Origin of the sequence: Streptomyces sp. HPF1205 (genome assembly GCF_020400825.1) — a bacterium.
GTDB lineage: Bacteria > Actinomycetota > Actinomycetes > Streptomycetales > Streptomycetaceae > Actinacidiphila.
The window spans coordinates 119,830-137,597 of record NZ_JAINVH010000002.1 but is presented as its reverse complement, the minus strand read 5'-3'; the positions used below and the strand labels follow the sequence as shown (position 1 = coordinate 137,597).

The following is a 17,768-nucleotide window of genomic DNA, read 5'->3' as shown; positions in this document are numbered from 1 at the left end:
CGAAGGCCGGGGCCCACAGGGGTCACGCGGCTGCCTGCGGTGTGACGGCCTCACGCAGACGCGGGCTCGCGGAGACCAAGTCCCACGGCCCGCGGGCTCGGGCGGCCGGGGAACAGTGCGGCTCGCCGCTCGCTCTCAGTCGCGGAGGCCGGCCACCAGGCGTTCGATGACCCGCGCGACGCCGTCCTCCTCGTTGGACCGGGCGCGGTGGGTGGTGGCGGCGAGGACGCGCGGGTGGGCGTTGGCGACGGCGTAGGACGTACCCGCCCACTCCAGCATCGCCAGATCGTTGGGCATGTCGCCGAAGGCCACGACCTCGGCGGCCGTCACTCCGCGTTCGGCGCAGCACTTGGCGAGCGTGCTCGCCTTGCTCACTCCGGCGCCGCTGATCTCCAGCAGGGCGGATTCGGAGGAGCGGGTGACCTCGCAGGAGTGACCGGCCAGGGCCGCGGCGGTGGCGAGGAAGTCGTCGGGATCGAGTACCGGATGCTTGGCCAGCAGTTTCAGCAACGGCCGGGCCGGATCGGCGATCAGCAGCTCCTCAAGGGGCGCCGGCAGCCGGGCCTGGTCCGGCTCGATGGCCTCGTACTCGGGCTCGCGCCTGAAGCTGTCGGTGCGCTCGACGGCGAAGCTCGTACCGGGTACGGCCTCGCGGAGCGCGGACGCGAAAGCCAGCGCGTCGCTCTCGGGGAGCGGAAAAGCCTCGACCAGTTCGCCCGCGCGCAGGTCGTGAACCGCGGCGCCGTTGGCGATGATCGCCAGGCCGTGACCGGCGAGGTGGCCCGAGACCACGCTCATCCAGCGGGCCGGGCGTCCGGTGACGAAGAACACCTCGATGCCGGCCGCTTCGGCGGCCGCGAGCGCGTCGATCGTGCGCTGCGAGACGGTCTTGTCGTCGCGCAGCAGTGTGCCGTCGAGGTCGGTCGCGATCAGGCGCGGCGCGGGAACGGCAGGGATCGACGCCGCCGGGTCGGCCGCTGTCGGTCCGGGTGCCGGTGGTCCGGGTGTCGGCCTGGACGCTGGTCCGGGGGCCGGTTCGGGTGCTGCTGGTCCGGGTGTCGGCCTGGGTGCTGGTTCGGGTGCCGCTGGTCCGGGTGCTGGTTCGGGAACCTTTGGTTCAGGTGTTGCCGGCTCGGTCGCCATCGTGGTCGGGCCGGGTCGGTTCCGCGTCGGCTCTGGCGTTCGCGGTGTCGGGTCCTGTCGGTTCGGCGTCGGCTCGGGCTCAGCGGCTGGGGTCACCACCCCATCCTCCCGTATCGCGGATCGCTTCCCGCACAAAGGTGCGGTCGACCGCTCGGGTGTGCGCCGAAGCCTGTGGTTCCGGGGGAGGAACGCCCGCTCGGGCCGGGGTCAGTCGCAGAGGGCTTCGTGCGCGCGGGGGCGCGGCGCCGGGATGTGTGCGGTACGGGCGCCCGCACGAGCGGGGGCGGGTACGTGGGCCCGCGGGGCGGTCAGGACGCCGGCTCGCCGGGCGGACCGGACCGGCGCCGCGGTCGCGCCGGATGCCGTCGGCATCGCCGACAGGGCGGCCAGTTCCTCCCCCGGGAGGTCGAGGGCGACGACGCTGCGGGCGGCGGGGGTGGAGCCGTGTGCCTCGGCCTGGATGCGCTGCTTCATCGTGGGCGGGAGGGTACGGTTGCGCCGGTCGCGGCGCGGCGGGTACCCGAACGCGGCGCGGGGAGCCGGGACCGTGCGGGAGCCGGGCCGGGCGTCGGCCTCCGCTTGGGCGCCGGCTCGGGCCTCGGCTCGTGCCCCGGCTCGTGCCCCGGCCCGTACGACGCCGGTCCTTGCTCCGGCTCGTGCGTGGGCTCGTGCTTCGGCTCGTGCTTCTGCTCGCGTTCCGGCTCGTGCTTCGGTCCGCGCCTGAGTGTTGGCGGCGTCGGCCGGGGCCGGGGTCCCGGTCGGGGCGGGGGTAGCCGCGGTGGTGGCAGCGGTCCGGGTGCGGGCCGGGGTGGCGAACCCCAGCGCGGCGATGCACGCGAGCAGCACGCGGACGAACGCGCTCCAGAACGTCCTGACGTCGGCAGTGGCCATGACCTTCTTGCCTTCCCATGATGCGGTGAGCTGTTAGTCCGATCATGGGGAAGCGAGCACAGATTTCACGGACCCGCACCCCGAGTCCGGCGATATTCACATCAACGCCACCCGGATGGGGCAATTCGGGGCGAGTCCGGCGGAGGAACGGAGGTCAGGAAGCAAGCGCCACGACCGCGAACGTCGCGCCCCACGGGTCGGCGACGACGGCCATCCTGCCCACCCTCTCCATGTCGAACGGGGGCGCCAGGACCGTGCCGTCCCTGCGCACCAGCGCGTCCACCGTGCTGTCCGTGTCGTCCACGGCGAAGTTGACCAGCCAGTGCGGCGGGGTGCCCTCGGGCATGTTCGTCATGTCCTGGACACCGCCGACGGTCCGGCCCTTGACCTGGAAGCCGGTGAACTCCGGCATCTCCGGCATCGGCGCGGCGGCCAGGCCGAGCGCGGCCTCGTAGAAGGCGCCGGCCGCCTTGGGGTCGGTGGTGGCCAGTTGGTTCCAGACGAGCGCGCCCGGTTCGTTGACGATCCCGGCGCCGTGGAACCCGCGCGGCTCCCACACGCCGAACACCGCTCCCTGCGGGTCCGCGGCGACCAGCATCCGTCCCAGGTCGGAGACCTCGGCGACCGGGGCGATCACATTGCCGCCGTTCGAAGTGATGGCGGCCTGCGTACCGGCCGCGTCGGCCGTGGAGAAATAGGTGGTCCAGTTCGGCGGGGGCGGGGCCTGGTCCCCCATGGCCATGGCCTTCATGATCCCGGCGACCGGCTTTCCTTTCAGCGTGCACACCGAGTAGCCGCCGAACTCCTCCGGCCCGACCGTGCCCTGCCAGGCGAACAGGTCGCGGTAGAAGTCGAGCGCGGCTTGCTGGTCGGGCACCATCACGTCGATCCAGCAGGGCGTCCCCGGTTCGTACGGAGTGGTGACTTCGGGCATCTGACTCTCCCATCCCTCTCCCAGCGATCGTCCACCGCGCCCGCCCGGCGTCCGCCTCCCTGACGCCTCTACGGTGCCTCTCCGACGCCTCTCCGGCGTCTGCCCGGGCCCTGCCCGGCGTCCGTCGGCGGCGCGGCACATACCACCCCCTGCCCACCTTCCTCGCGCTCCCCCGATCCCGCCAGCCGGACGACGGGTCATCGCCCGCCGATTCCCGGTATCGCCAGGTCGACGGCCCCGGCGAGGGCCGCGGCGCCGGCGTCGGAGGGGTGGACGCCGTCACCGGAGTCGAAGGGCGCGGCGAGCCGGGTGGGGTCGGCGGGATCGGCGACGGCCGCCGCGAAGTCGGCGATCGGCCAGTCGCGCTGGGCTGAGAGGGCCTCGTTGACCGCTCGCCGGACCTCCTCGCCCTCTTCCGCGCCCAAGGCGAAGAGGCTGCCGCCGAAGGGGGTGATGGTGCCGAGGACGGGCCGGATCCCGTGCCGCCGGGCTCGGGCGGCCAGCCCGTACAGGCCGCCGAGTATGGCGTCGCGGCGGGCGTCGAGGATCGGGGGGCGGCGGGCGCGGCCGTGCTCGTCGGCCCGGCCGTCCTCCTGGACGGGGCCGTCCACCCGGGCCGGGCCGCGCCCGGGGAGGGACGCTTGGCCGTCGGCGGGGCTGCGCCGGTCGGTGGGAGCGGAGGCGATGTCGTTGACCCCGCCCATGATGATCACGTGGGTCGCCTCGGGGACGGCCAGGACGTCGCGGGCGAACCGGTCGGCCATGGACGGGCCGATGCCAGGGCCGAGCAGCCGGTTGCCGCCGAGGCCGGCGTTGAGGACCACCGCGCCGTCGGTACCGGGGGTTCGCGCCGCGAGCAGCCGGAGTTGCAGGTGGTCGGGGTAGCGCTGGTCGCGGTCGGGGGTGGTGGCGTCCCCGCGGGTGATCGAGTCGCCGTACGCGATGACGACCGGGCCGGTCGCGGGCGCGTCGACCAGCACCCGCGCGATCCAGTACAGCGACGTGAACGGCTCGGCCCCCGGCATGACCGGCTCGTCCAGCCGGTCGCCGGCCGCGTGCAGGCCGGTGCGCTGCGCGGAGTGCAGGAAGGTCGTGGAGGGGGCCGGACCGGGCCCGGGCAGGAAGCAGCCGACAAGCAGCTCGTCCCCGGCGGTGGTGGGGAGCGGGACCGGATCACTGGCCGCCCGCTCACCGGCCGCGATCTCCCAGCGTGCGGCGCCATGCAGGCGTACGTCCCGGGTGACGCCGCCCGCGCGGGCCGTGACCCGGGCGATGACCAGGGGCCGGTCGCCGTACTCGTTGCTCAGTACGAGTCGGAGCGCGTCGCCGCCGCGCCGCAGCCGTACGGACTGGCGCACGGTCCGCCCGGCCATGTCGCGGGGCCCCGGGACGAGCGTCGACGCCGGGTCCGCCCAAGCCATGGCCGCCAGGTGTGCCGTCGTCCAGTCGGTGCGGGTCATCTCGTGCCGAGCCTTTCGTCCACTGCCGATGCTCGTCCATGCGGCCGACGGCCACCACCTGGCCATGACCTGGCCCCCGAACTGGGCACCACGTGGGCACGACCTTGGCATCACCTGGGCACGACCTGGCCATCACACGGCCGGGGCGGGGCGCGGGCCTTCGCACTGGGACGGTCCGGTCCGGCGCCGTAGGCTCGGCGCATGAACCTGCGTCTGAGCACCGTGATTCTGCCGATCTACCGATGGGGCACGCAGGGGCGGGAGGTGTGGCGGCGGGCCGAGGACCTCGGCTTCGACACCGGCTACACGTACGACCATTTGTCGTGGCGGACCTTCCGGGACGGACCGTGGTACGGGGCGCTGCCCACGCTGACGGCCGCGGCAAGCGTCACCTCCCGCATGCGCGTCGGCACCCTCGTCACCTCGCCCAACTTCCGGCATCCGGTGACGCTGGCCAAGGAGCTGATGACGCTGGACGACGTCAGTGGGGGGCGGGTCACCTTGGGCATCGGGGCCGGCGGGACCGGCTTCGACGCCGAGGTGTTCGGACACGAACCGTGGCAGGCCCGTGAACGCGCCGACCGCTTCGCCGAGTTCACTGCCCTGCTCGACCGGCTGCTGACGAACCCGGCGGTGTCGTTCGAGGGGACGTTCTACTCGGCCCACGAGGCGCGGACCATCCCCGGCTGCGTACAGACCCCGCGGATCCCGTTCGCGGTGGCGGCCACCGGCCCACGCGGCATGCGGCTTGCCGCGCGGTACGGGCAGGGGTGGGTGACCACCGGTGACCCCGCGCTGTACGAGACCGGGACCCCCGAGCAGTCGCTCGCCGCGATCCGCGGGCAGGTCGAGCGGCTGTCCGCGGCGCTGGCGGAGGCCGGGCGGGACGCGGAGGACTTCCCCAGGATCCTGTTGACCGGTTTCACGCCGGACCGGCAGCACCCGCTGAGCTCGGTCGCCGCGTTCACCGATTTCGCCGGGCGGCACGCGGAAGCCGGGATCACCGAGATCGTGATCCACTGGCCCATCCCGGACTCCGACTTCGCCTGCGACCCCGAGGTCTTCGAGGCGATCGCCACGGAGGCGCGCGCCCAGCTCGCGTAAAGCGCCGGGGCGGGATGGGATGTGCCCAGCCGCCGACGTCCCCCGGCCCGCCGGACCTCCGGCCCGCCGACGTCCCCCGGCCCGCCGGCCGCCGACGCGCGGCCCCACGTGCCGGTCCCTCAGGGGGGCGCGGGAGAACCGGGGGCGCCCGCGCCGCCGGACCGGCCGCCCGCGAGGGCGTCCATCCGGCGGGCCGCCACCTCGCGCTCGGTGGCCGCCGCCACGAACGCGGCTATGCGGTCGGGGCCGACCAGCTCACGCACCGCGGCGACAGTGCCGGCCGGGAGAGACACGGGCGTCTCCGGACCGGAAGGGCCGGACGCCTCGGCCGACAGCCCACCGCTCGGGGCCGCGGGCGGCTCGGTGGGATCCGGCCGAGCGGGATCCGGCTCGGCGGGGCGCGAGTCCGTGCCGTGGAGCGCGGCGGGAGCAGGAGCCGCGGGCGGCTCGGCAGTGTGCGGCTCGACGGGGTGCCGGTCGGACGCCGGGGGCGCCGCCGGGGCGGGGGAGGCGGGAGGGGTCGCGAGGACGCCGCCCAGATGACGGCGCACCGCCTCCGAGGCGCCCTTGCTCATGGCGCGGGCGAGCTCGGCGTCGAGCGTCTGCCGGGCCAGCGGGCGCAGACGGCGGACCAGGTCGGCGGCTTCCGCGGCCTCGGCGTCGCTGGGAGGATGGCCGAGGAACCGCTGGAAGACGTACTCCGTGGTGAACTCCAGGAACCGCTCCGAAATGTGCTCGACCTGACCCCGCAGCTCGCGCAGGTGGCCGGAGATCGCCGACAGCGGGACGCCGGCCGCGTGCAACTCCTCGGCCACGGCGAGCTCGCGGGGGCTGGGGACCAGGTACTCGTCGTCCGCTCCCGGGACCCGTTCCAGGATGCCCAGCTCCAAGGCGTCGTCGATCGCGGTCAGGTCGGTGACACCGCCGAAGACGGCCGTCAGCTCCTCCGAGGTGATCCGGACCGGCGTCTCGTCGGACCAGGGGCGGTCCACCTCGTCGACCAGTCCCAGCACCCCGCCCAGGCCGGTGCCGGCGTCCCAGGCGGCCAGCAGTTCCTTGATGCTGGCCAAGGTGTACCCGCGCTCCAGCAGAGCGGCGATCCGCCGCAGCCGGGCCAGGTGTGTGTCGTCGTACACGTTCGCCCGGCCCCGCCGCTCCGGCCTGGGCAGCAGTCCGCGATCGGTGTAGGCGCGGATCGTACGGACCGTGGTCCCGCTCAGCCGCGACAGGTCCTCGATCCGGTACGCGCGCTCCCCGGCGGCGATGCTCACCTCGTCACCTCCCACTCCTCACTCCACCGGCCCTCTCCGGCACTTCTCCAGACTCCTCCGGCGCTTCTTCAAGACTCCTCCGGCATTCCCTCGGAACTCCTCCGTGACTGCCCCTGGGCTGCTTCGGAACAGGTCCCGGCGCCTCCTCCGCTCCGGTCCGGCCCCGCGCCGTGTCCGGGGCCCGGCGCGTCGGGGCGCCGCGCCGGGCGGCCGGGCGCGGGGCCCCGCCGGGCTCACAGCGGCGGATCGACGCGGGCGAGGGCCCGCAGTGAACCGGGGGCGAGCCGCGACAGCAGCCGCGCGCCGCGGGCCTCGGGCGTGACGGGCACCACCGCGAGATCGCGCCGCACCGCGCGCAGGACCGCCCTCGCTACCTTCTCCGGCGGGTAGTTGCGCAGGCGGTAGAGACGGGCGCTGCGAGACCTGCGGCGCTCCTGCTCCTCGTCGTCGACCCCGACGTGCCGGGCGGAGGCGGCGATCGGGGTGTTGACGATGCCGGGGCATATCGCGGTGACCCCGATGCCGTGCGGTGCCAGCTCCGCACGCAGGCACTCGCTGAGCATGAGGACGGCGGCCTTGGAGGTGCTGTACGCGGGCAGGGCGCGGGAGGGCTGGAAGGCGGCGGCGGACGCGACGTTGACGATGTGGCCGCCCTGGCCACGCTCGACCAGCTGCCTGCCGAACAGCCGGCAGCCGTGGATGACGCCCCACAGGTTGACGTCGAGCACCTGTTTCCAGTCCTCGGGGGTGGTGTCCAGGAAGCGGCCGGCCAGGCCGATCCCGGCGTTGTTCACCACTACGTCCGGCACGCCGTAGACGCCGGCGGTCCGTGCGGCGAGCTTCTCCATGGCGACCGCGTCCGACACGTCCACCGTCTCCGGCCATGCCTCGGGCGCTCCGAGCAGCCGGGCCAGCTCCGCGGTACGGGCGGCGCCCCCGGCGTCCCGGTCCACCGCCACGATCCGCGCGCCGGCCTCGGCGAAGGCGAACGCCGTGGCCCGCCCGATCCCGCTGGCCGCCCCGGTCACGAGCACCAACTGCCCCGCGAACCGCTCCTTGGCCCCGGGCAGCGCCTTCCCCAGCACCGACGGCACTTCCGGAGCGCCGGCCGTGATGGCGTCCGGCGCGCCGCCGGCCTCGGCGGTGGCCACGAAGTCCGTGATCCACCGGGCCAGTTGGCCGGGGCGGGAGCGCGGCACCCAGTGCTTGGCGGGCAGGGTGCGCCGGGTCAGCCGGGGCACCCACTCCTCCAGGTCGTCGTGGAGATGGGCGGACAGGAAGGCGTCGTCCGTGGGAGTCACGAGCTGTACGGGGACGTGCGCGTAGGCGTCGTCCCGGGGCCGGCCCAGGCGCCGGCGGACGTTGTCCCGGTACAGCCAGGCGCCGTGGACGGCGTCCCGCGGCAACGAGGCGGTCGGGTAGCCATCGAGCGGCAGCTTTTCCGCCCGGGCCAGCATCTTGGGCCACTGCCTGCCGAGCACGCCGCGCCAGGCGAGTTCGGGCAGGACCGGGGTCTGCAGCGCGTACACGTACCAGGACTTGGCACCCTGGCGCAGCACCTGGGCGGCGCGGCGCGGGGTGGGGCGGCGCACCCGGCGCCTGATCCAGTGGCCGAAGTGGTCGAGGCACGGGCCCGAGACGGAGGTGAACGAGGCGATCCGGCCCCGGGTGGCGGCCACGGTGACGAACTCCCACCCCTGCACGGAGCCCCAGTCGTGTCCGACCAGGTGCACCGGCCGCTCCGGGCTCACCGCGTCGGCCACGGCCAGGAAGTCCTCGGTGAGCTTCTCCAGGGTGAAGCCGCCTCTGAGCGGCGAGGGCGCCGCCGAGCGGCCGTGCCCGCGTACGTCGTAGAGCACCACGTGGAACCGCTCGGCGAGCAGCTCGGCGACCGGCGACCACACCTCCTTGCTGTCCGGGTAGCCGTGCAGCAGCACCACCGTGGGCCGCTTCTGCCCTCCCGTATCCGTCCCGTGCTTCCCGTCCTCGCCGGGCTCCCCGTTCTCCCCGTACTCGCCGTACTCCACGACGCACAGCCGGAGCCCGTCGGCGCCCGCGACGAACCGCTCCCGCATCCGCCCGACCACCGGATCCCGGGCCGGTCCTTCCGGCGGGCTTTCCGCCTGCTCCGGCCCGGTCGCGCCGCCCCCGCTTTCGGGGACCTCGTCCAGCCCCTCGGACACGCCGTCCATGTCCTCACCCCCCCCAGCCCTTCGGCCCTCCCGGCCTTCCTCGGCCTTCCTCGGCCTCGTTCCACACTGACATCACTCAATGTGACATCGTCCGATGCGAGTTTCAAGGCCCCGCTCCACGCCTGTGGATAACTCGATTCCCGACACCGACCCTGATCCCTGACACCCACAGGAGTGAGTTCCCCTACGGGAGGTCAGCCCCGAGGAGTAGCTGAGCGTGGCGCGATGCCAGACCACGGAGGGACGACCGGTGTGGCGCGCGCCACTACCTTCGAACACGTGAATGTGATCGCTACCGAAAGTCTGAGCAAGCGGTACCCGAGGGTGACCGCTCTCGACCGGCTGACCGTGGACGTCACCTCCGGCGTGACCGGACTGGTGGGTGCCAACGGGGCCGGCAAGTCGACCCTGATCAAGATCCTGCTGGGGCTCTCCCCGGCCAGCGAGGGTCGAGCCGCCGTGCTGGGACTGGACGTGGCCACCGAGGGCGCGCGCATCCGCGGGCTCGTCGGCTACATGCCCGAGCACGACTGCCTGCCGCCGGACGTGTCGGCGACGGAGTTCGTCGTCCACATGGCCCGCATGTCGGGGCTGCCGCCGACCGCGGCGCGCGAGCGCACCGCCGACACCCTGCGCCACGTGGGGCTCTACGAGGAGCGGTACCGCCCGATGGGCGGCTATTCCACCGGCATGAAGCAGCGCGTGAAGCTCGCCCAAGCGCTGGTCCACGACCCCAAGCTGGTGCTGCTGGACGAGCCGACCAACGGCCTGGACCCGGTGGGCCGCGACGAGATGCTCGGTCTCATCCGCCGGGTGTGGACCGACTTCGGCATCTCGGTGCTGGTCACCTCCCACCTGCTGGGCGAGTTGGAGCGCACCAGCGACCACATCGTCGTCATCGACGGCGGAAAGCTGCTGCGGGCCTCCTCCACCAGCGAGTTCACGCAGGCCACCGCCTCCCTGGCGGTCGAGGTCACCGACCGCGAGCGGGAACTGCTCGACGTGCTGAAGGCCGCCGGCCTCACCGTCCAGCCGGCCGGCCACCTGCTGATGGTCGACATAGCGGGTGAGGAGACGTACGACGCGGTCCGGGACGCCGTGGCCGGACTCGGCGTCGGCCTGGTCCGCATGGAGCAGCGCCGCCACCGCATCGCCGAACTGTTCACCGACGAGGACGACCGGGAAGCCGCAGCACAGGAAGGAGAAAGCCGTGTCGCAGCCTGACGTGGTCGCGACGGCAGGGGGGAAGGTGGCCGGACCGCCGGCGCCCGCGCCCGCCGCCGCGCCGCCCGCCGACGTCATCCACGACATCGGGTACCGCACGTACGACGGCCCGCGCCTCGGCCGCGGCTACGCCCGGCTGTCCCTGTTCAGCCAGAGCCTGCGCGGTGCCTACGGCCTGGGGCGCAGTGCCAAGTCCAAGGTGCTGCCGATGATCCTGCTCGGCGTGATGTGCGCGCCGGCACTGATCATGGTGGCCGTCACGATCTTCACGCACATGGACAAGCTGCCGGTCGAGTACACGCGGTACGCGGTGCTGCTCCAGGCCGTCATCACCCTCTTCGTCGCCTCCCAGGCGCCGCAGTCCGTCTCGCGCGACCTGCGGTTCAAGACCACCCCGCTGTACTTCTCGCGTCCGATAGAGCGCGTCGACTACGTGTCGGCGAAGTACGCGGCGCTGGCCACCGCGCTGTTCCTGCTGACGGCGCTGCCACTCGTCATCCTCTACGTCGGCGCGCTGCTGGCGAAGCTCGGCTTCGCCCACCAGACCGCCGGGTTTGCGAAGAGCCTGGTGTCCGCACTCCTCCTCTCCCTCCTGTTCGCCGGGATAAGCCTGGTCATCGCGGCCGTCACCCCGCGGCGGGGCTTCGGAGTGGCCGCGATCATCGCCGTGTTCGTGATCACCTACGCCGCCGTCTCCAGCGTCCAGGGCATCGCCCAGAACCAGGAGCGCTACCACGTGATCGGCTGGCTCGGGGTCTTCTCGCCGATCACCCTCATCGACGGCTTCCAGACCTGGTTCCTCGGCGCGACCTCCGCCTTCCCGCACGCCTCGGGCCCGTCGAGCACGCTCGCCGGCCTGGTCTACCTGCTGGTCCTCGTCGGCGCCACAGCGGGCTGCTTCGGCCTGCTGATGCGCCGCTACAAGAAGGTGGGCCTGTCATGACGACGATCGGCATCGACAAGGTGTCCCGCTGGTTCGGCAACGTGGTGGCCGTCAACGACATCACGATGACCATCGGCCCCGGCGTCACCGGCCTGCTCGGCCCCAATGGCGCGGGCAAGTCCACCCTCATCAACATGATGGCGGGCTTCCTCGCCCCCTCCAGCGGCTCCGTGACCCTCGACGGCACCACCATCTGGCGCAACGAGCAGGTGTACCGCCAGATCGGCATCGTCCCCGAACGCGAGGCGATGTACGACTTCCTGACCGCGCGCGAGTTCGTCGTCGCCAACGCCGAGCTGCACGGCCTGCCCGACCCGGGCGCCGCCGCCCAGCGCGCGCTGGCCACGGTGGAGATGGAGTACGCCCAGGACCGGCGGATCGACACCTACAGCAAGGGCATGCGGCAGCGCGCCAAGATGGCGTCCGCGCTGGTCCACGACCCGTCGGTGCTGCTGCTCGACGAGCCGTTCAACGGCATGGACCCCAGGCAGCGGCTGCAGCTCATGGACCTGCTGCGGCGGATGGGCGCGCAGGGGCGGACCGTGCTGTTCTCCTCCCACATCCTGGAGGAGGTCGAGCAGCTCGCCCACCACATCGAGGTCGTGGTGGCCGGCCGGCACGCCGCCTCCGGCGACTTCCGCAAGATCCGCCGCCTGATGACCGACCGCCCGCACCGCTACCTCGTACGGTCCAGCGACGACCGGCGGCTCGCGTCGGCACTGATAGCGCACGGCTCCACGGCCGGGATCGAGCTGGACCGCACCGAAAGGGCGCTGCTCATCCAGGCCGTGGACTTCGCGGGCTTCACCGAGTTCCTGCCCCGGATCGCCCGCGACCACGGCATCCGGCTCTTCACGGTCTCGCCCTCGGACGAGTCCCTGGAGAGCGTCTTCTCCTACCTGGTCACGGCATAAGGAGCCGCACGAGATGTCCGCCACCACTGCCACGCGGCCGCCCCGCCCCCCGGAGCCGTCCGCCTCCCGGGCCGCGGGCGCCGCCCCGGCCGCCGCGCTGTTCCACCGCACCGTGGGCCGGCTCACCTACCGGGCGCTGCTGGGCCGCCGCCGCGCCCTGCTGCTGTTCGCGCTGCCCGCGCTGCTGCTGGTCATCGCCGGGGCCGTGCGCGGCCTGACCGGGGCCGACGACGCCACCGCGCACGACCTGCTGCAGGGCTTCGCGCTCAGCGGCGTCGTACCGCTGGTCGGGGTGATCGCCGGAACCGGGGCGATCGGCCCCGAGATCGACGACGGCTCGATCGTCTACCTGCTGGCCAAACCGATCCGGCGCGGCACCATCATCGCCACCAAGCTGATCGTCGCCATAGGCGTCACCGTCGCGTTCTGCGCGATACCCACCCTGCTCGCGGGATACGTCCTCAACGGCAACGGGCAGCGGCTGGCCTCCGCGTACGCCTTGGCCGCCGCCGTGGCGTGCGTCGCCTATGCGGCGATCTTCCTGATGCTCGGCGTGATCACCCGGCACGCCGTGGTGGTCGGCCTGGTCTACGCGCTGCTGTGGGAGGGCGTGATCGGCAACGTGGTGCCCGGCGCCCGCACCCTTAGCGTCCAGCAGTGGGCCGTGGCCATCGCCCAGAAGGTCGCCAAGGGGGACCTGGTCGCCTCGGACGTGAGCCTGCCCACGGCGGTCGTGCTGCTGGTCGTGGTCACCACCGCGGCCACCTGGTTCGCCACTCGCAAGCTGCGCACGCTGAAGATCGCCGGCGAGGAGTGACGCCGGAAGCGGCACGGGACGCGACGAGGGGAGCGACGAGGAGTACGGGGGCCGCTCGCCGGCCGCGTGAGCCGCCTGACGGATCCCCCCCAGGCGGCTCACAGCCGACCGGCCGACACTGGTGGCGATGGCCCCGCAGATACCGGAGACCTCCGAGCCCCCGTCCCCGCAGGACCGCGCCGGCCCGCCGCTCGCCCTGCGGCGCGGCCGCGCGACCTCGGTGGCGGGGCGGCGGGGGCCATGCGCCGGGCCGGCCGCGCGGAGGGCGCGGCAATGGGTGCGGTCCACGCCCGGCACCCACATCTGGCTGGGGATACTCGCCGTCACCACTGTCGTCGTGGCGGTCTCCTCGCCGGCCCTGCGGTCGTACCTGCTGCACAGCGTGAGCACCAACCTGGTCGAGCTGCGCCATCACCCGATCAGGGTACTGATCGGCAGCGCCTTGTGGATCGAGACGCCGTCCGGCTTCGTGTTCTACGTGGCGCTGTTCGAGCTGGTGCACGCCACGGCCGAGCGCTGGCTGGGCACCTGGCGGTGGCTGCTGGTCGTGGCGGTCGCGCACGTGGGCGCGACCCTGATCAGCCAGAAGGCGGTGCGTCTGGGCATCAGGGACCAGCGGCTGCCGCACTCGCTGGCGCACACCGTCGACATAGGGGTCAGCTACGGCCTGGCGGGCGTCATCGGCGTCCTGACGTACCGGGTGCCGCGGCCGTGGCGGTGGGGCTACCTGACCGCGGTCCTCGCGTACGGGGGCTACCAGGTGGCGAACGACGGCACTTTCACCGACCTGGGCCACCTGACCGCCGTGCTGCTCGGTCTGGGCTGCTGGGTGCTGACACCGCCGGGCAGGACACGGGAGGGGGAGCGGGAACCGGGATGGGAACGGCGACCGGGACGGGAAGGACGCCTGGAACGGGAACGGGAGCGGGAACGGGGGCGGGGGGGACGGCCGGTGATCAGGCGAGGCCGAAGAGACGTTCCAGCACCACCGCGATGCCGTCCTCGTCGTTGGAGGCGGTGACCTCGTCGGCGACGGCCTTCAGGTCGGGATGGGCGTTCGCCATCGCCACGCCGTAGCCGGACCAGGTGAGCATCGGCAGGTCGTTGGGCATGTCGCCGAAGGCGAGGGTCTCGCCCGGCGCCACCCCCAGCCGCCGCGCGGCCAGCGCGAGGCCGGTCGCCTTGGTGAGCCCGAGCGGCAGCACCTCGACGATCCCCTCGCCCGCGACGGTCACGCCGACCAGGCCGCCGGCCGCCGCCTGGGCGGCCTCCGCCAGGGCGTCGTCGTCCAGGCCGCCCGGATGCTGTATGTAGAGCTTGTTGATCGGCTCGGCCCACAGCTCGGCAGGGTCCGTCATGTGCACGACCGGCAGCTCGGGATTGTAGACGTACCCCTCGCCGATCAGCACCTCGCCGGTCAGGCCGTCCTGGCTCGCGGCGACCGCCAGCGGCCCCACCTCGGCCTCGATCTTGGCCAGCGCGAGGGCGGCGAGCTGCCGGTCCAGGGTGACCGAGGTGAGCAGCCGGTGCGCGCCGGCGTCGTACACCTGGGCGCCCTGGCCGCACACCGCGAGCCCCTCGTACCCGAGGTCGTCCAGGACGTGCCGGCACCAGGGCACCGACCGCCCGGTGACCACGATGTGCGCCGCGCCCGCCGCCGTCACGGCGGCGAGCGTCTCGCGCGACCTCGCGGAAACGGTGGCGTCGCTGCGCAGCAGGGTGCCGTCCAGATCGGTCGCGACCAGCCGGTAGGGCGGGCCGCTCACCTCGCGGAGCCGGTCGGGCCCGCCGAGCCGCTCGTGCCGGCTGAACGGCCCGAACCGGTGGGTCCCGCCGCCGTGGCGGTCGGCTCCAGCAGCTCGCGCCCGCCCAGGTACGGCCGCAGGACCTCCGGCACGCGCACCGAACCGTCCGCCTGCTGGTGGTTCTCCAGGATCGCCACGATGGTGCGGGGCACCGCGCACAGCGTGCCGTTGAGCGTGGCCAGCGGCCGGGTGCCGGCCGTGTCGCGCAGCCGGATGTTCAGCCGCCGGGCCTGGAACTCGGTCGTGTTGGAGGTCGAGGTCAGCTCGCGGTACTTGCCCTGGGTCGGGATCCACGCCTCGCAGTCGAACTTCCGAGAAGCCGACGCGCCGAGGTCGCCCGAAGCCAGCTCGATCACCCGGAACGGCAGGCCGAGCGAGGTCAGCCACTGCTTCTCCCACTCCACCAGCCGCTGGTGCTCGGCCTCGGCGTCCTCGGGAGCGGTGTAGACGAACATCTCCACCTTGTCGAACTGGTGCACCCGGATGATGCCGCGGGTGTCCTTTCCGTACGAGCCCGCCTCGCGCCGGTAGCAGGGCGAGAAGCCCGCGTACCGCAGCGGCAGCCGGCCGGCGTCGATGATCTCGTCCATGTGGTACGCGGCCAGCGGCACTTCGGAGGTGCCGACCAGGTACAGCTCGTCCTTCTCCAGGTAGTAGACGTCGTCCTCCACCTGGCCGAGGTAGCCGGTACCGGCCATGGCGGCGGGCTTGACGAGCGTGGGGGTCAGGACGGGGGTGAACCCGGCCGCGGTGGCCTGGGCGATCGCCGCGTTGACCAGCGCGAGCTCCAGCAGTGCGCCGACGCCGGTGAGGTAGTAGAAGCGCGACCCGGAGACCTTGGCGCCGCGGTCGACGTCGATCGCGCCGAGCAGCTCGCCCAGCGCCAGGTGGTCGCGCGGCTCGAAGCCCTCGGCGGCGAAGTCGCGCGGGGTTCCGACCTCCTCGACGACGGTGAAGTCCTCCTCGCCGCCGACGGGCGCGTCGGGGTGGACCAGGTTGCCGAGCTGAAGCAGGAGCCGCTGCGCCTCCTCGGCGGCCTCGTGCTGCTCGGCGTCGGCGGCCTTGACGGCGGCGGCCAGCTCACCGGTGCGCCGCAGCAGTTCGGCCCGCTCGTCGCCCTGCGCCTTGGGGATCAGCTTGCCCAACTGCTTCTGCTCCGCCCGCAGCTCGTCGAAGCGGGTACCGGACGCCCGGCGCCGCTCGTCGGCGGACAGGAGGGAGTCGACGAGGCCGACGTCCTCTCCTCGGGCGCGCTGCGAGGCGCGCACGCGGTCGGGATCCTCACGGAGCAGGCGAAGGTCAATCACGGTCACAGGCTACCGGGGCGCGGCCTCACGGCGCGACAACTTAGCGGCGCAATGTGTCTTATGTCCGCTTCGGTATTTATGCGAGGAAAATGCGGAAAAGAGCGAGGAAAGCCTCGCGTCAACGCTATTCGTCCGATCCCTCCGCCGAGGGTACCGGCCCTGTGGAGAACCGGAATTGATCACGCATTCCAGGGGGAGTTATCCACAGGCCGGGGTCGGATTGCCGCACGTTGTCCACAGGTCGCGGGGGCAGCCTGTGGAGAAGGGGTGAGATCATTTCCAGGGGGAGATGTTCGGCGATGGATTCCCCGTTCAAACCCGTTCCACACTCCCTTTCGAGTGAGAAGTGTTCCCTCAAGAGGATTCATCGGGCGAATTGGGCTGACGGGGGGTGACCTGCATCACTCCGGGAGGGGCTGGTGTCTGTGTACCAATTTGTCGACTTCGTCGGGCCGGCCTGTCGACTTGTCCCCAGTTACCCACAGGCAGATCGGGCTGCCTGTGGATAACTTCGGTGGACAACTGGGCGACGAAACAGCAGGTGGACGGGGGGTGAACCCTTGCCCCGCGCCTGTGGGGGCCGGCGCGCGGTCGATCCGTACGGTCTGTGGGCACCTCGGCCGCCTTGGCCGCCTTGGTCGCCTCGGCCGCGCCGGTCGCCTTGCTCGCGTCGGTCGCCTTGGTCGCCTCGGCCGCGTCCGCCGCCCGGGCCGCCTCGGTCGCGGGGGTGCGGACCAGGCCCGCCCCGGCCTCCGCTCAGGCGCGCCCGTCGAGCGCCCGGTTCAGCCAGTCCGCCGCGTCGAGGAACTCCGCGTCCGTCGTGCCCCGCGTCACCCGTGCCGCGACCTCGTCGGCGCGTGGGTACGAACCGAGGAAGCGTACGTTCAGGCAGCGCCGGCGCAGACCCATCAGAGCCTCGCCGACCCGCCGGTCGGTCAGGTGTCCCTCGGCGTCCACCGAGAAGCAGTACCGGCCGAGTCCCTCACCCGTGGGACGGGACTCGATGCGCATGAGGTTGACCCCGCGGATCGCGAACTCCTGCAGAAGTTCGAGCAGGGCACCCGGGTGGTCGTCGCGCAGCCAGAAGACGGCCGACGTCTTGTCCGCTCCGGTCGGCGCCGCCAGCCGGGCCGGCCGGCCGACCAGGACGAACCGGGTGGTGGCGTTCTGCGCGTCGTGGATGTCGGTGGCCAGCGGTTCCAGCCCGTACACCGGCGCGGCGAACTCGCCCGCGAAGGCCCCGTCGAACCGGCCCTCCTGCACCAGCCGCGCGCCGTCCGCGTTGGACGCCGCCGACTCCCACTGGGCGTCGGGCAGGCTCTCGGCCATCCACTTGCGCACCTGCACCTGGGCGGCCGGATGCCCGGTCACCGTCTTGACGTCCGCGAGCGTGGTGCCCGGCCTGACCAGCAGCGCGAACGCGATCGGCAGCAGCACCTCGCGGTAGATCATCAGCGGTTCGCCGAAGGCCAGCTCGTCCAGGGTGGCGGTGATGCCGCCCTCCACCGAGTTCTCGATCGGGACCAGCGCCCCGCCCGCCTCGCCGCCGCGTACCGCGTCCAGCGCGGCGGCCACCGACACCATCGGCACCAGTTCGCGTGTGGCGGCCTCCGGCAGCGTCCGCAGCGCTGCCTCCGTGAACGTGCCCTCAGGTCCCAGATACGTGTAGCGGCTCGCCGGCGACATGCAATCAGCCTAACGGCCCGCACGCCGTCGGCCGTACCAGTCGCGCGAGCACGCGCGGGGCGCGCGCCCGCATCACG

At 72.9% G+C, this 17,768-nt stretch carries 14 protein-coding genes and 1 pseudogene; 6 read left to right on the top strand and 9 right to left on the bottom strand.

Annotated elements, in window-relative coordinates; genetic code table 11:
• Positions 1-135 precede the first annotated feature (135 nt).
• From K7G61_RS02860 to K7G61_RS02845, 4 genes are all read right to left on the bottom strand, one after another.
• Positions 136-1,143 (bottom strand): HAD family hydrolase, encoded by a 1,008-nt coding sequence (locus K7G61_RS02860; protein ID WP_225844965.1) that lies wholly within the window; start codon positions 1,141-1,143, stop codon positions 136-138.
• Between the two features lie 207 nt (positions 1,144-1,350).
• A complete protein-coding gene (locus tag K7G61_RS02855) occupies positions 1,351-1,617 on the bottom strand; it encodes a DUF6344 domain-containing protein (protein WP_225844964.1) in 267 nt (88 codons plus the stop codon).
• Positions 1,618-2,188: 571 nt separating this feature from the next.
• The gene (locus K7G61_RS02850; protein ID WP_225844963.1) at positions 2,189-2,968 is read right to left on the bottom strand and encodes a VOC family protein; all 780 of its coding nucleotides are present in this window, start codon (positions 2,966-2,968) and stop codon (positions 2,189-2,191) included.
• 197 nt (positions 2,969-3,165) lie between these two features.
• Positions 3,166-4,428 (bottom strand): GDSL-type esterase/lipase family protein, encoded by a 1,263-nt coding sequence (locus K7G61_RS02845; protein ID WP_225844962.1) that lies wholly within the window; start codon positions 4,426-4,428, stop codon positions 3,166-3,168.
• Positions 4,429-4,629: 201 nt separating this feature from the next.
• On the opposite strand from K7G61_RS02845, the gene K7G61_RS02840 reads away from it, so the two are divergent.
• Positions 4,630-5,532, top strand: a complete 903-nt coding sequence (locus K7G61_RS02840; protein WP_225844961.1) for an LLM class flavin-dependent oxidoreductase — start codon at positions 4,630-4,632, stop codon at positions 5,530-5,532.
• A 119-nt stretch (positions 5,533-5,651) separates the two neighbouring features.
• Here K7G61_RS02840 and K7G61_RS02835 read toward each other — a convergent pair whose 3' ends face one another.
• The gene (locus tag K7G61_RS02835; RefSeq protein WP_374204032.1) at positions 5,652-6,803 is read right to left on the bottom strand and encodes a MerR family transcriptional regulator; all 1,152 of its coding nucleotides are present in this window, start codon (positions 6,801-6,803) and stop codon (positions 5,652-5,654) included.
• Positions 6,804-7,036: 233 nt separating this feature from the next.
• Positions 7,037-8,878 (bottom strand): SDR family oxidoreductase, encoded by a 1,842-nt coding sequence (locus K7G61_RS02830; RefSeq protein ID WP_374204047.1) that lies wholly within the window; start codon positions 8,876-8,878, stop codon positions 7,037-7,039.
• Positions 8,879-9,220: 342 nt separating this feature from the next.
• Here K7G61_RS02830 and K7G61_RS02825 point away from each other — a divergent pair, with 342 nt between their 5' ends.
• The 5 genes from K7G61_RS02825 to K7G61_RS02805 all read left to right on the top strand — a co-directional run bounded on the left by K7G61_RS02825 (position 9,221) and on the right by K7G61_RS02805 (position 13,914).
• Positions 9,221-10,219 (top strand): ABC transporter ATP-binding protein, encoded by a 999-nt coding sequence (locus tag K7G61_RS02825; RefSeq protein ID WP_225844959.1) that lies wholly within the window; start codon positions 9,221-9,223, stop codon positions 10,217-10,219.
• 25 nt (positions 10,220-10,244) lie between these two features.
• Positions 10,245-11,162, top strand: coding sequence for an ABC-2 transporter permease (locus K7G61_RS02820; protein WP_225845174.1), 918 nt, complete (start codon positions 10,245-10,247; stop codon positions 11,160-11,162).
• Complete coding sequence (locus K7G61_RS02815; protein ID WP_225844958.1) at positions 11,159-12,076, top strand: ABC transporter ATP-binding protein; 918 nt, start codon at positions 11,159-11,161, stop codon at positions 12,074-12,076. Before K7G61_RS02820 ends, K7G61_RS02815 begins: the two co-directional genes overlap by 4 nt.
• 13 nt (positions 12,077-12,089) lie before the next feature.
• A complete protein-coding gene (locus K7G61_RS02810; protein ID WP_374204031.1) occupies positions 12,090-12,893 on the top strand; it encodes an ABC transporter permease subunit in 804 nt (267 codons plus the stop codon).
• Positions 12,894-13,020: 127 nt separating this feature from the next.
• Complete coding sequence (locus K7G61_RS02805; RefSeq protein WP_225844957.1) at positions 13,021-13,914, top strand: rhomboid-like protein; 894 nt, start codon at positions 13,021-13,023, stop codon at positions 13,912-13,914.
• Here K7G61_RS02805 and K7G61_RS02800 read toward each other — a convergent pair.
• The 3 genes and pseudogenes from K7G61_RS02800 to pheA all read right to left on the bottom strand — a co-directional run bounded on the left by K7G61_RS02800 (position 13,850) and on the right by pheA (position 17,691).
• The gene (locus K7G61_RS02800) at positions 13,850-14,659 is read right to left on the bottom strand and encodes an HAD family hydrolase (protein ID WP_225844956.1); all 810 of its coding nucleotides are present in this window, start codon (positions 14,657-14,659) and stop codon (positions 13,850-13,852) included. The two genes, K7G61_RS02805 and K7G61_RS02800, sit on opposite strands and share 65 nt — an antisense overlap.
• A 74-nt stretch (positions 14,660-14,733) precedes the next feature.
• Positions 14,734-16,005, bottom strand: a pseudogene (gene serS, locus K7G61_RS02795) (serine--tRNA ligase); the annotation flags it as partial.
• Between the two features lie 756 nt (positions 16,006-16,761).
• Positions 16,762-17,691, bottom strand: a complete 930-nt coding sequence (gene pheA / locus K7G61_RS02790) for a prephenate dehydratase (protein ID WP_225844954.1) — start codon at positions 17,689-17,691, stop codon at positions 16,762-16,764.
• Positions 17,692-17,768 lie beyond the last annotated feature (77 nt).